We start from the raw sequence: 12,964 nt of genomic DNA, 5'->3' as shown, positions 1-12,964 counted from the left end.
TGATGGAGCAGCAGCAGGGGGCGGAAGACGTACCGGTCATTTATCTCCACGAGATAAAGCGGCAGTACTTGCAGGGCGAGGTGCCGCTGACGATCCTGGACGGCGCCAAGCTCGCGCTGTGGGCCGGACAGTCGGTGGCGCTGGTGGCGCCGTCGGGCTCGGGCAAATCGACGCTGCTGCACATCGCGGGGCTATTGGAAGCGCCCGATTCCGGCGAGGTCTATGTCTCGGGTGCGCCGACCTCGCAGCTGCCCGACATCGAGCGCACGCAGCTCCGCCGCACCGATATCGGCTTCGTCTACCAGTCGCACCGGCTATTGCCGGAGTTCTCGGCGCTCGAGAACGTCATGATGCCGCAGATGATCCGCGGCCTGAAGAAGTCCGAGAGCGTCAAGCGCGCCAAGGAGATTTTGGGCTATCTCGGCCTCGGCGACCGCATCACCCATCGCCCGGCCGAGCTGTCCGGCGGCGAGCAGCAGCGCGTCGCGATCGCGCGCGCGGTTGCCAACGCGCCGCGGGTGCTGTTTGCGGACGAGCCGACCGGCAACCTCGATCCGCACACGGCGGATCACGTCTTCCAGGCGCTGATGCAGCTGGTCAAGGCGACCAAGGTCTCGATGCTGATCGCGACCCACAACATGGAGCTCGCCGGCCGGATGGACCGGCGGGTGTCGCTGTCGAACGGCCAGGTGGTCGAGCTCGAGTAACAAGCCGTGAGCGCAAGCTGCGCTGTCGATAGCCCGTTGCGCGTCTGGCTTACCTCTGCGAGCTAGTACATCGAGCCCAATCAGGAACGCTCAACCATGTTCACCGTCTATGGCGAAGGTCGCGGCTTCCGTGTTGTCTGGCTACTCGAGGAATTGAGATTGGCCTACCGGCTGCACCCGGTCGATCTGCTCGCAGCCGAGATTGATCGCGATTTCCTCGCGATCAACCCCGCCGGCTTCATTCCGGCACTGCAGGACGGCGAGACGATCATGGTCGAATCGATCGCGATTCTCGAGTATCTGCTCGCCCGTCACGGCTCTGGTTCGCTAGCCGTCGCCCCGGGCGATCCCGCCTTCGCTTCCTATCTGCAATTTCTCCACTTGGGCGAGGCCGGGCTCGCCGGGCCGATGAACGCCGTCATTGTCGGTCGCCAACTGGCGCCCGAAGCCGAGCGAGATGCCCGGGTTACCCGCTGGGCACTCCAGACCTTCGAGAGCCGGCTGGGGTTGGTTATCCGCCGCCTCGCGGATTGCCCCTATCTCGCCGGCGACCGATTCACGGCCGCCGATATCTCGGTGAGCTACGCCCTCCTGCTCGGCCTGCGAACCGGCAACTATGTCCCCGGTTCTACCGAGCGGGACTATCTCGCCCGCACGACGGCACGCCCTGCCTACGTCCGAGCGATGGAAAGCTGCCAGGCCACCAAGGCCTGGGCGGCGAGATCACCGGGATTGTAGTGCTCGCTTGAGGGGCGGCTCACGACCCTAACAAAAATGCGAAAACAACCCCATGCACAGTAGCCAAGTGCATGGCCGGACTGACGAAAAAAATCGGCGACGGCGCTCCGCCGCGCCCCTAAAGCATGATCCGGAAAAGTGCGCAGCGGTTTTCCGAAAAGATCATGCTTAAACAACAACCTAAAGCGCGATGACGATTCATCCTCATCGCACCGCGCTTTAGGGCTCAAGGCCGGACCACGGTCAATTTGAAGGGTCCGCCATTGGCCGCGGCGTGCGCGACCGCCTCGTTGGCGTGGTCGAGGTCGAAGGCCGTCGTCTCGTATTCATCCAGCCTGAGCAGCCCCGCGCGCACCAGCGCGATCAGACGGCTCGCGGCATCCGGCGGGTACATCCAGACGCCGTGGATGCTGATGCAGTTGCGCATGATCCAGGGGTAGGGAAGCTCGAGGCCCGCGCCGCCGGCCATGCCGACGCCGCCCATCAGCACGACGCGTCCATAGGGACGCACCGTCATGATCGCCGCACGCACGACGGCGGTGCTCACGGAGGGTGGCATGATGTCGAGCACGCAATCGATCGGGCCGGGCGCAGCGCGCTTCATCGCCTCGCGGTCGTGATCTTCATTGCCCGTAAGCTTGACTGGTTGCACGCGGCTGCCGAAGCGGCGGACGAGGTCGGCGAGGATTTTCTCGTTGCGACCGGGCGTGACCACGCAAGCCGCGCCCATCGCCAGCGCGACCGAGACGGCGGCGCTGCCGAAATTGCCGGTGGCCCCGCTCACCAGCACGGTCTCGCCTGCTCTAAGGTTCGCAGCGAGGAAGCCGCCGTAAGGCACCAGCAGCGTGCCCAGCGCGCACCATTGTGTGGCTTCCTTCGGCGTGATCGCGCCGAGAGTTTTGACGTTCTCGGTCGGCACCCTCATTTGCTCGGCAAAGGAGCCGTGGCGAAAATGCTGTTGCAGCCGCATGCCGCCGGGCCCGGCAGCGGTGAGCCCTTGCAGTGCGATATCGGGCGCAACGGTGTCGTCGCGCGAGCGCACCGTCGGGTCGCAGAACACCCAGTCGCCAACGCTGAGCTTGGTGGCATCCGGGCCGATGGCGCGCACCCGGCCGATGCCGCCGGGTCCCGGGATGATCGGGAGATCGAGCGCATAGTTGCGCTCCCCGCTGAAGACCTCGTTCATATAGGACAGCACGCGGGTTGCGACGATGTCGACGATCACCTCGCCGGTGCCGAGCACCGGATCGGAGACGGTCTCGATCGCCAGCGGAGAACCGAAGGATTTAAGTACGGCAGCTTTCATGGATGTTCACCTCAAAGTCGCGGTGAATCCCATATGCGCCGCCTTGGAGGGGCCAAGAAGGCCTGGTATTATCCTAGTATTCCAAAGACCCTCCATGCGGGAGCGACATCATGGCCGATCCGCGCCGCGTTGAATTCGGCGACTTCCTGAGGTCTCGCCGCGAAAAGCTGTCGCCGAAGGCGGTTGGCCTTCCGGTCGGCCGGCGCCGACGCACCGCGGGGCTGCGCCGCGAGGAGGTCGCGCAGCTCGCCGGCATCGGCGTCGACTGGTACATCCGCCTCGAGCAGGGCCGCACCGTCAGCCCGTCGGTGACCACCGTCGATGCGCTGGCCCGCGCGCTGCGCCTCAGCAAGACCGAGCACGCGCATTTGAAGGCGCTGGCGCGCGACGGCGCCAGGGGGGCGTTCACGCGCGAGATCGTGCCGCCGCCCGTTCGGCGGATGATCGAGAGCCTGCCGCAGCCGGCCTATATCACCGGGCGCCGCTGGGATGTGCTGGCGTGGAACGCGGCGGCCGAGGAGGTCTTTGCCTTCGGTCAGTTGCCCGAGCAGGATCGCAATACGCTGCTGCTGGTGATGACCAACAAGCAGACGCGAAAATTCTACGGCGCGAGCTGGACCGACGTCGCCAGGAGCATGGTCGCGATGTTCCGCGCCAATCACGACGTCTGGGCCGGCGATCCCGCTTTCACGGAGCTGCTGACGCGGCTGCGCCAGGGCAGTCCGGAATTCGTCAAATGGTGGGAAGCCCACGACATCCGCAACACCGCCTCGGGCCTCAAGACCATGAACCATCCGACCAGGGGCGTGCTCCGGTTCGAGCACACCAGCTTCCAGGCCAACGACGATCCCGCGCTGAAGCTCGTGATCTACACGCCGGTGTAGGGTGGCGGCGGTCGGACGTGCATCTTACGATCAGTTGGTGCGGGATGGCTCCTGGCACAAAGTGGACAGGTCAGACTGACAGTTGGTTCCAGTGCGGAAGCGGTTCCAGATAGGAACAAGTCACGGCGTTGATATAGATCAACGGTCTATCCCGCGCTTTGCTCGACTTCAGAGCAACGACCGTGGCCAGGCGAGCCGGTCGCCGTCTAACGATCATGGCTCTGCAAGTGCGCTACGGGGGGACTCCCCTGATGTCGCTGCAGGACGTTATCAATTGGAATGACCATAAGCGCGATGCCTCTGGAATGGTCTTCGTTCCGGGCGGGGGCTTCGCGATGGGATCCAATAGCCACTATCCGGAGGAAGCGCCCGCCCACGGAGTGAGTGTCGATAGTTTCTGCATCGATCGCACGCCGGTCACCAATCGCCAGTTCAAGGAGTTCGTGCGGGCGACCGGCTACGTTACCTTCGCCGAGGACCAGCCGGATCCCAAGGACTATCCGGGCGCGCTGAAGCACATGCTCTACGCCGGATCGTTGGTGTTTACGCCGCCGTCACGCGTCGCCGAACTGCGCGACTGGAGCCAATGGTGGCAATTCACGAAGGGAGCAACTTGGCGACATCCCTACGGGCCGAAGAGCAACATCAAGGGGCTCGACGATCATCCAGTCGTGCACATCGCCTATCGGGACGCAGAGGCCTACGCGCACTGGGCGGGCAAGGAGTTGCCGACGGAGGCCGAGTGGGAGTTCGCCGCCCGCGGCGGCCTCGACGGCGCTGAATTCGCCTGGGGGGACGAACTGAGCCCCGGCGGGAAGCACATGGCGAACATCTGGCAGGGCGAGTTCCCGCGCGAGAACCGCTGCGAGGATGGCTTTGCACGCACGTCGCCGGTGACGGCGTTTCCGCCGAACGGCTACGGCCTGCACGACATGATCGGCAACGTGTGGGAGTGGACGGCCGATTGGTGGGCCGCGCAGCACACGGCCGATGCTCCCAAAGCGTGCTGCATCCCGAAGAACCCGCGCGGCGGCCCCGAAGGGGCGAGCTTCGACCCTTGCCAGCCGGATATCCGGATTCCCCGCAAGGTCCTCAAGGGCGGTTCGCACCTCTGCGCTGCCAACTACTGCCGCCGCTATCGACCGGCTGCGCGTCATGCCGAACCCATTGACACCTCGACGAGCCATGTCGGCTTTCGTTGCGTGCTGAGGCGTCGAGGCGATCAAGGCGGAGCGGAGGTGCACTGACAAGTACAATTTAAGACGGATCGCGAGCACTAAGGTTATTTGCGAAAGGAGAGGACACAATGGGCAACGACAACTCCGACAAGATCGCGAAAGGCCACGCTCCAACGCAACCTGACGACACTCAAGGCAGCAAGGACGCACGGCTGGCGTTCTCCCGCCGCAACGTGTTGCTCGGCACGACCGCCCTCGGCGCGGCGACCCTCGCGGGTTCGCAACCGGGTTCTGTGCCCACGGCAGTCGCGCAGGGAACGACGACCACAGGCGTCGGTGTCGGCGGTCCGCCACCACTCAGGAAGCCCTTTAAAGGCACCATCAAGCTTGATATTCGCGAGTCGAAGCCGGACTGGGATCCCTTCACGCCGGTACGGGCGTCCGAAGGCGCACCGAACATTCTCGTCATCCTCTATGACGACACCGGGCTTGCCTCCTGGTCACCGTTCGGCGGCGCCATCAACATGCCGACGCTGCAGAAGCTTGCCGATAACGGCTTGATGTACTCGCAGTGGCACACGACGGCGCTTTGTTCGCCTACGCGCTCGACGTTCCTGACCGGGCGCAATCATCATCTCAATGGATGCTCGACGATCACTGAAACTGCGCAGGGTTTCCCTGGCGCCAACGGCCGCATTCCCGACGAATGCGCGACCATTGGTCAGGTTTTGCAGGATGCCGGCTGGAGCACGTTCTGGATCGGCAAGAACCACAATGTCCCGGAAAACGATGTCGCGCCCGGTGCCACGCGCGCGCAATGGCCGCTGAACAAGGGCTTCGATCGCTACTATGGCTTCCTCGGCGGCGAGACCAACCAGTGGTATCCGGACCTCGTCGAGGACAACAGGTTCATCGAGCCGCCCTACGAGCCGGAAGTGGGCTACCACCTGTCGAAGGACCTGGCCGATCAAGCCTTGCAGATGATACGCGATCAGAAGGCGAGCAACCCTTCGAAGCCCTGGTTCATGTGGTTCTGTCCCGGCGCAAACCACGCCCCGCACCATGCTCCGAAGGACTACATCGCCAAGTACAAGGGCAAGTTCGATGACGGCTATGAAGCCTATCGCGAATGGGTGCTGCCGCGGATGATCGCCAAGGGGCTGTTGCCCAAGGATACCAAGCTCACTCCGATCAATCCGATGCCCAAGGAGGTGGCCGAACCCAATGACGCGGTACGGCCGTGGGCTTCGCTCAATGCGGACGAGAGGAAACTGTTCTCGCACATGGCCGAGGTCTGGGCCGGCTTCTCGGAGTACACCGATGCGCAAATTGGCCGCATCGTCGACTACCTGGAGCAGAGCAAGCAGCTCGAGAACACGATCGTGTTCTATTGCGCCGACAACGGCACATCGGGTGAAGGCAGCCCCAGCGGTTCCGTCAACGAGAACAAGCTGTTCAACAACTATCCCGACGAATTGTCGGAGAACATGAAATATCTCGAGGTCCTCGGCAGCCCGGAGACCTACAACCATTTCCCGACCGGCTGGGCCGTGGCGTTCTCGACGCCCTTCCAGATGTTCAAACGCTATTCCCAATTTGCCGGCGGTACGTGCTGTCCGCTTGTCGTCTCATGGCCGAAGGGCATCAAGGCGAGAGGCGAGGTGCGCAACCAGTACCATCACTCAACCGACATCGTGCCGACCATTCTCGATTGCTGCGGGCTGCAGATGCCCAAGGTCTATCGTGGTGTCGAGCAGTACCCATTGTCGGGCGTGTCCATGCGCTACTCGTTCGAGAGCAACGACGCCCCGACGCAGAAGAGGCGGCAGTACTACGCAATGTTCGGCACGCGCGGGATTTGGGAGGACGGTTGGAAGGCATCGGCCCTGCACGTGACCTACTACGGCCATGGAAAGTTCGAGCAGGACCAGTGGGAGCTCTTTCACGTCGATGCCGACCGCTCCGAATCGACTGACTTGTCCAAGCAGGAGCCCGACAAGCTCAAGGCGCTGGTCAAGACCTGGTTCGAAGAGGCGGACAAGAACTTCGTGCTGCCGCTCGACGATCGAAGCCCCGCGGAGATCCTCGGAGCGGAGCGGCCGAGCGAAGAGAAGCCGCGCCTGCGCTACGTCTACTATCCCGGAACCTCGGCGGTGCCCGAAGGAGTCGCGGTCAACATCCGCGGTCGTTCATACAAGATCATCGCCGATGTCGAGATCACGGACCCCGATGCTTCCGGTGTCATTTTCGCCCACGGCTCGCGCTTCGGCGGCCATTCGCTGTTCCTGAAAGATCGCAAGCTGAACTACGTCTACAATTTCCTCGGCATAAAGCCGGAGCAGAGGCTTGTGTCGGACGAACTCAAGCCGGGCAAGTATACGCTCGGCATGGAGTTCATCCGCGACAAGGCCGGTCCCAAGGGCGAATCGCTCGGCAAGACGACGCTGTACGTCAACGACAAGGCTGTTGCGCAAGGCGACATGCGCGTGCAGTCCGGTAAGTTCACGCTGTCGGGTGATGGCCTCTGCATCGGGCGGGACAGCGGAGATGCGGTGAGCCAGGAGTACAAGACGCCCGGCACGTTCAAGGGCGGCACGATCCTCGGTGTTGCAGTGGATGTGAGCCCCGAGGTCTATCTGGATCTGGAGAAGGAGGCCGCGCGGGCGATGAAGCGCGCTTGAGGCCTGCTAGCGCTGAAGTAGCGGCCGCCGCGGCGGGCCCCGGCGGCAAGCATCGCGGGTCTGCAAAACAGGGAGGCTAGCCTAGCAGGACATCACACCTACGCAGGGGACAAAGATGAAAACTGCCAAGCGGGAAAAGATCCTTTCGCTCACATGCCTGAGTGCACTGGCGCTGCTTGTCAATTTGGAGTCGGCTTCCGCCGGCGAGGGCGGCATCAGTTTCTGGCTGCCCGGCACGTTCGGCAGCCTCGCCGCCGCGCCAGGTACGCCAGGCTGGGCCTGGGCCACGATCTACTACCACACCGACGTTGCCGCAGCGCCGGGGACACAGTTTCCACGCGGCGGCAGGCTGGATGTCGGCATCAGCGGCAGGGCCGATCTCGCGCTGTTCGGTCCGACTTACGTTTTTGCCACGCCCGTGCTGGGAGCGCAGGCCTCCGTTACTGTGCTCGGCGTCGCTGGCAGGAACGAGGCGTCAGCAGCCTTGTCGCTGACCGGCCCGTTGGGCAACACCATCGCATTGAGCCGGACCCAGGAGTTCACCGGCTTCGGCGACATCGTCCCGCAAGTCGCGTTGAAGTGGAACATGGGGACCAGCAATCTGATGGTCTACGGCCAAGGGGATGTGCCGGTCGGGGCCTACGATCCGAACAGGATCGCCAATCTGGGGATCGGACATGGCGTAATCGACGTCGGCGGCGGCTACACCTACTTCAACCCACAGACCGGCAACGAATTCTCGTGGCTTGCTGGGCTGACTTACAATTTCAAGAACACCGCCAGCCAGTATCAGAATGGGATGGACTTCCATCTCGACTGGGGGACGTCGCACTTCTTCACCAAACACTCCAGCTTGGCTTGGTCCGCTACTACTTCCAGCAGGTGACGGACGACTTCGGCGCGCCAGCTTCGCTCGGCGGCTTCCGGTCTCGCGTCGCGGATGTGGGCCCTCAGATCGGCTACATCATCCCACTCGGGGATGGCTTGCAGGGCTACGTGAACCTGAAGGGGTACTGGGAATTCGCTGCACAGAACAGGCCCGAGGGCTGGAACACCTGGCTAACGTTCGCGATCTCGCCTAGTCCGAGCACAGCATCCGCCAAACCGACCGTGCGGAAATAACAGAGGGGTGATCGAGAAGTGCGGCGATGCCAGACGTGCAGATACATCGACGCCTCTTTATCGCAACCGCATCCTGCGCGGCATGTACCTGGCCGCTCATAGCGGTGAGCGCCAGTCGCATGCGGCACTTGGGAATCATGATGCAGTTGCCCGAGAGCAGCGCGGAAGGGCAGCTCCGCATCAAGGCCTTCCTGGGCGCATTCGGCAGGCTCGGCTGGAACGAAGGCCGCAACGTCCGGATCGACTACCGCTGGACTGCGGGCAACCGCGAATTGCTCGACAGCTACGCGCGCGAGCTCGTCGACGCCGATCCCGACGCATTGCTCGCCGGCAATGGTGAGGTCGCGCGGGCCTTGCAACGCGTCACGCGCGTGATTCCGATCGTATTTGCGGAGACGATCGATCCCGTCGTCGACGGACTGGTGGCGGAGCTTGCGCATCCCGGCGGCAATATCACGGGCTTCATGATGTTCGAGACTTCATTGGCAGGAAAGTGGTTGGAACTGCTTCGCGCGCTTAAGCCGGATGTGAAGGTGGTCGCTGTGATGTACGACCCTACCGTGCCCGCGTCGAGAACCCTCCTTCCAACGGTGGCGCAAGCGGCATCTGCGGCCGGCCTGCAGGTATCCATCAGCGCGGTGAGTGACGAGACCGACATCAAGCAGTTCTTTGAAAGCGCACACTACATCCCGGGAACGGGCGCGATCCAGCTGCCGGGTTCAATCATGGGCCGGTATCGCAACCTGATCGTGAAGCTTGCTGCTGAACATCGGCTGCCGATGATTTATGGGTTGCGTGACAACACCGTGAGAGGGGGGCTCGCCTCCTATGGCGTTGACAGCGTCCGGCTGTACGAACAAGCGGCGTCATATGTAGATCGGGTGCTGAAGGGCGAGAAACCTGCCGATCTGCCAGTTCAGGCCGCAACGCGCTATGAACTCGTGATCAACCTCAAAGCCGCGAAGCAACTCGAGATCGAGCCATCGCCGGCGCTGCTTGCTCGCGCCGATGAGGTGATCGAATGAAGCGCGGTCGCTGCGCTCGCAGAATTCGTCAAATGGTGGGAAGCCCACGACATCCGCAGCACCGCCTCGGGCCTCAAGACCATGAACCACCCGACCAGGGGCGTGCTCCGGTTCGAGCACACCAGCTTCCAGGCCAACGACGATCCCGCGCTGAAGCTCGTGATCTACACGCCGGTCGAGGGCTGAGGGAGGGGGCAGGCTTCAGCTCTTGAAGACTGATTTGCAAGCCTGCGCACTACGGCGCGGGCGTGGCCGCAGGCGTTGCGCTGACGTTCGGCAGGGTACCGCCGACTGTCCATGGACTGTCCGTCCAGGGTGTCGGCCGCAGAGAATTCGCTGGCCAAGCCTTTGCCGGGCCTGTCGCCACCGAGGTGCACGACGTCCCGAGCTGCGTCCACACCGACGCCAAACCGGTCGTGTCGATCTTGAAGCTTGTGACGTCAGCCTTTCCCTCTGGTTCCGGCGTGGTTTCCCGCACCTGCAGGGAGTGCGAGGCCAGCACTGCCTTGACCATGTCGGGGTCGACGGCGCCGTTCCAGACCTCGTACTTCCCGAACCGCACCGGAGGCCCTCCGGCTTCCTTGCTCATGTCGGCGCTGGCCGCGATCAGGATCGTTTTCTTGCCGGCGGTCGATGCGTCGATCTCACCCGCGAACATCAGCGGCACGCGCTTCTTGTTTTCGCAATACAGGCGCCATTCCATGGTCCGGAACGAGGCGTCGCTCTCCTTCTTCACCGCGGCGATCTTGCTGATGAACGGTCGCGCTCCTTTTTCCAGCCGCCACATCGTCTCGGCCAGCGGTCGCGTGTCGATTCCGAACCGGTAGAGCTCGGGCCGCGTCAGCACGTGCAGGCTTTCAAACTTCACGGTGCTGATCAGTGCATCGAGCTCGCGGCTGATTCCCATCGCCGCAATGAACGCGGCGCGGTCGCGGTCGGCGCCGGCGATCCGGCGCCGCCGCGCTTCGGCGACCACTTCCGGAGGGGGATTGCCTCGAAACCGGAGGATGAGCCTGGAGTTATGGACCGCCAGCGCGGCGTCGGGAGCAACCTCGCGAGAGGTCGCTCCGAGAAACAGGTAACCGCAGGCCGAGTTGCACATCGCATGATAGGTGCTGAGTTCGGCCCCGACCTCGCCGGTCGCATTCTTGATCTTCAGGCATGCGGCGTCGATCTGCGTGCCCGCGGTGCACGCCGTCGCGATCGTCCGGCCAACCCGGGCGATCGCCTTGCGGCTGCGTAGCAGCCGGGCGATCACATAGGACTGCTCAACGTTTCCACCGGGCGAATGAAGGTAGATCGGGCGCTGCAGGTCCTTGACGCCGGCGAGGAAGCGGCGAATGCGGGACGCTGCGTCCTGATCGATCTGGCCCTCGATCGCGATCCAGCGGTCGCAGCCCGGCCCGCACGCGTCGGGCGCGCCTTTGGCGAGATAGATCGTCAGCCTGGAGGCAAAGCCGGGTTTCTCGGCCGGCGCTGCTTCGGCACGCAATGCGCCGGGAAGCGACAGCAAGGCCAGCAGAAGCAATATTCGGGCGAGCATGAAGCGATCGACTACGTATGGTGAGGGACCGTGACTGACGCTATACGACGATCGGCGTGATCACAACTTGCGGTGGCATGACGGGTCACGTTTATTTCGCCGGGATCTGGAGTGGACATCTCGAATGCGCAGGGACGCGGATCAAGGATTTGACCGTAACCATTCCGAAAAGGCGCGGATGGTTCTCGCGCGCGGATGGCCTGCCTTACTGACCACATGGAAGCCGTAGCCAGGCAAGCTCAACTTGAACGCCTTCACGAGCGTACCGGCGGCGAGGTCGTGTGCCGTGAGCACATCACTGAACACTCCTATTCCTTGTCCTGCGATCACCGCCTCGATGGCGTGCAATTCCTCGCGGAAACTCAGATGCTGCATGTCCTTGAACGGGGGGACGTCACGCCATCTGCGCTGAGCCGCGGCGAGCCATCGCTGCCAGGTGGGCGGCTCACGATCGGCCGGTGACCAGTAGGAGTGGATCAGGACGTGATTTGCGAGGTCGACCGGTCGCATCAAGCGCCCCGCTGCAAGCAGGCGCGGACTGCAGACGGCCCAGAATGTATCGGTGAAGAGATCTTCGACGATGCCGTCTGTCGGCCTTACTCGGCTGGTCGCGTAGCGAATGGCGACGTCGCCGTCTCCGGCCTGCAGGTCGAGCACCGTGTCAGTGCCGATGACCTCCAGCGGCACGTCGGGATGCAACTTGCGCCACAGGGGCAGGCGAGGCACGAGCCAGCGGCTGGCGAACGCGTTGGTTGTCGTCACCCGGAGAGGCTGTTGGGCGCCTTCCTGCTTGACGCTCGCAATGGCCGCGGCAAACACCTCGAGCCCGCCGCGTATGGCGGGGAAAAGCCGCGCTCCGGCATCGGTCAGCGAGAGCGGCCGTGGTCTGCGGCGAAACAGAGCGCGACCGCAATATTGCTCGAGCAACCCGATCTGATGGCTGATCGCTGTTGGCGTCACGCCGAGTTCTGCCGCTGCCTTCTTGAAGCTCAGATGGCGGGCGGCGGCTTCAAAAGCGCGAAGCTCGATCAGGGGCGGGAGCTTGTGCATGCCCGCCCAGTCTAGGTGAAACTAATTCATCGTCACCTGAATTCTTCGGATTTGCGCGGAGATAGTGCGCGGTCAAGGATATGGCGGGTCAAGCTAAGGAGATCAGGTCATGTCGTCCATCGCATCTGTCGCCAGCGCTGCCGCCGATCTTGGCGCCTCCTTTGGAGGGCAACTCCTCAAACCGGCGGACGAGGGCTATGAGGAAGCGCGAAAGGTCCATAACGGGCTGGTCGACAAGCGGCCGGCATTGATCGCCAGGTGCCGCAGCGTGGCCGACGTCGTCGACGCCGTCGCTCTTGCGACCAAGCTCGGCCTCGAGGTCGCCGTTCGCGGCGGTGGCCACAATGTAGCAGGACGCGCAACCATCGACGGCGGGATCATGATCGACCTCTCTCCCATGAAGGGCCTGTTGCGTAATCCGCCAGTTGTGATTCCCTAGGGCAAAGCCTTGGAGGTATCGATGGCGGTGAAGCGGACAGGACAGCCGAGCTTTGTGGAAGCGCTGATGCCGAAGGGCGCCGGCGCCAATGCGGCGCTGGATCGGTTGGCTGGCCTGGTCAAGTGGTACCGTTTCGAGAAGCTGATCGGCCATTTGCGGGATGAAGGGAGCCCCGGTCGTCCAGGCTATCCGGTGCTTGTGCTGTTTCGCGCGGTGCTGCTGCAGTCGCTCTACGGTCTTTCGGAGCGCGAACTGGAGGAGGCGCTGGGCGACCGGTTGTCATTCAAGCGC

Annotated in this window: 11 protein-coding genes and 2 pseudogenes; 10 read left to right on the top strand and 3 right to left on the bottom strand. The window is 63.4% G+C overall.

Translation table 11 applies throughout. The features are described from left to right. The first annotated feature begins 2 nt into the window (after positions 1 to 2). Together GA0061098_RS40105 and GA0061098_RS40100 are read left to right on the top strand one after the other, a co-directional pair. Positions 3 to 707, top strand: a complete 705-nt coding sequence (locus tag GA0061098_RS40105) for an ABC transporter ATP-binding protein (RefSeq protein WP_018320184.1) — start codon at positions 3 to 5, stop codon at positions 705 to 707. Positions 708 to 803: 96 nt separating this feature from the next. Next, on the top strand, positions 804 to 1,445 hold the full coding sequence (locus GA0061098_RS40100; RefSeq protein WP_091967125.1) for a glutathione S-transferase family protein: 642 nt from the start codon (positions 804 to 806) through the stop codon (positions 1,443 to 1,445). A gap of 226 nt (positions 1,446 to 1,671) precedes the next feature. On the opposite strand, the gene GA0061098_RS40095 is transcribed toward GA0061098_RS40100, so the two are convergent. Then, on the bottom strand, positions 1,672 to 2,751 hold the full coding sequence (locus tag GA0061098_RS40095) for a zinc-binding dehydrogenase (protein WP_091967124.1): 1,080 nt from the start codon (positions 2,749 to 2,751) through the stop codon (positions 1,672 to 1,674). A 110-nt stretch (positions 2,752 to 2,861) separates the two neighbouring features. Between GA0061098_RS40095 and GA0061098_RS40090 the strand changes: the two genes are divergently transcribed. The 6 genes and pseudogenes from GA0061098_RS40090 to GA0061098_RS40065 all read left to right on the top strand — a co-directional run. Further along, positions 2,862 to 3,635 (top strand): helix-turn-helix transcriptional regulator, encoded by a 774-nt coding sequence (locus GA0061098_RS40090; RefSeq protein ID WP_091967123.1) that lies wholly within the window; start codon positions 2,862 to 2,864, stop codon positions 3,633 to 3,635. 251 nt (positions 3,636 to 3,886) lie between these two features. Beyond that, positions 3,887 to 4,882 carry a formylglycine-generating enzyme family protein gene (locus GA0061098_RS40085; RefSeq protein ID WP_245323915.1) on the top strand — a complete coding sequence of 332 codons (996 nt, stop codon included), beginning with the start codon at positions 3,887 to 3,889 and terminating at the stop codon, positions 4,880 to 4,882. Positions 4,883 to 4,941: 59 nt separating this feature from the next. Further along, positions 4,942 to 7,494, top strand: coding sequence for an arylsulfatase (locus tag GA0061098_RS40080; RefSeq protein WP_091967120.1), 2,553 nt, complete (start codon positions 4,942 to 4,944; stop codon positions 7,492 to 7,494). A 115-nt stretch (positions 7,495 to 7,609) separates the two neighbouring features. Then, positions 7,610 to 8,616 (top strand): annotated as a pseudogene (locus tag GA0061098_RS40075) (SphA family protein). A 140-nt stretch (positions 8,617 to 8,756) separates the two neighbouring features. Further along, entirely contained in the window at positions 8,757 to 9,641 is an 885-nt protein-coding gene (locus GA0061098_RS40070; RefSeq protein ID WP_165637920.1) for an ABC transporter substrate-binding protein, read from the top strand. Positions 9,642 to 9,662: 21 nt separating this feature from the next. Further along, positions 9,663 to 9,827, top strand: a pseudogene (locus GA0061098_RS40065) (MmyB family transcriptional regulator); the annotation flags it as partial. Positions 9,828 to 9,876: 49 nt separating this feature from the next. On the opposite strand, the gene GA0061098_RS40060 reads toward GA0061098_RS40065, so the two are convergent. After that, a complete protein-coding gene (locus tag GA0061098_RS40060; RefSeq protein WP_091967115.1) occupies positions 9,877 to 11,184 on the bottom strand; it encodes a COG3904 family protein in 1,308 nt (435 codons plus the stop codon). Positions 11,185 to 11,325: 141 nt separating this feature from the next. Then, positions 11,326 to 12,234, bottom strand: coding sequence for a LysR substrate-binding domain-containing protein (locus GA0061098_RS40055; protein WP_091967113.1), 909 nt, complete (start codon positions 12,232 to 12,234; stop codon positions 11,326 to 11,328). Between the two features lie 109 nt (positions 12,235 to 12,343). On the opposite strand from GA0061098_RS40055, the gene GA0061098_RS40050 reads away from it, so the two are divergent. Together GA0061098_RS40050 and GA0061098_RS40045 are read left to right on the top strand one after the other, a co-directional pair. Further along, positions 12,344 to 12,673 carry an FAD-binding oxidoreductase gene (locus GA0061098_RS40050; RefSeq protein ID WP_091967111.1) on the top strand — a complete coding sequence of 110 codons (330 nt, stop codon included), beginning with the start codon at positions 12,344 to 12,346 and terminating at the stop codon, positions 12,671 to 12,673. Between the two features lie 21 nt (positions 12,674 to 12,694). Beyond that, positions 12,695 to 12,964, top strand: a 270-nt coding sequence (locus tag GA0061098_RS40045; protein WP_129591072.1) for a transposase, incomplete at its 3' end; no start/stop codon positions are given.

This window comes from Bradyrhizobium shewense (assembly GCF_900094605.1).
GTDB classification, from domain to species: Bacteria; Pseudomonadota; Alphaproteobacteria; order Rhizobiales; family Xanthobacteraceae; genus Bradyrhizobium; species Bradyrhizobium shewense.
Note: the sequence above shows the minus strand (reverse complement) of the source record. Positions and strands in the feature narration are given on the sequence as shown.

Coding starts and splice junctions, on each gene's coding strand:
- GA0061098_RS40080 (WP_091967120.1), top strand. CDS start 4,942: ATGGGCAACGACAACTCCGACAAGATCGCGAAAGGCCACGCTCCAACG.
- GA0061098_RS40090 (WP_091967123.1), top strand. CDS start 2,862: ATGGCCGATCCGCGCCGCGTTGAATTCGGCGACTTCCTGAGGTCTCGC.
- GA0061098_RS40085 (WP_245323915.1), top strand. CDS start 3,887: ATGTCGCTGCAGGACGTTATCAATTGGAATGACCATAAGCGCGATGCC.
- GA0061098_RS40060 (WP_091967115.1), bottom strand. CDS start 11,184: ATGCTCGCCCGAATATTGCTTCTGCTGGCCTTGCTGTCGCTTCCCGGC.
- GA0061098_RS40070 (WP_165637920.1), top strand. CDS start 8,757: ATGCAGTTGCCCGAGAGCAGCGCGGAAGGGCAGCTCCGCATCAAGGCC.
- GA0061098_RS40050 (WP_091967111.1), top strand. CDS start 12,344: ATGTCGTCCATCGCATCTGTCGCCAGCGCTGCCGCCGATCTTGGCGCC.
- GA0061098_RS40105 (WP_018320184.1), top strand. CDS start 3: ATGGAGCAGCAGCAGGGGGCGGAAGACGTACCGGTCATTTATCTCCAC.
- GA0061098_RS40055 (WP_091967113.1), bottom strand. CDS start 12,234: ATGCACAAGCTCCCGCCCCTGATCGAGCTTCGCGCTTTTGAAGCCGCC.
- GA0061098_RS40095 (WP_091967124.1), bottom strand. CDS start 2,751: ATGAAAGCTGCCGTACTTAAATCCTTCGGTTCTCCGCTGGCGATCGAG.
- GA0061098_RS40100 (WP_091967125.1), top strand. CDS start 804: ATGTTCACCGTCTATGGCGAAGGTCGCGGCTTCCGTGTTGTCTGGCTA.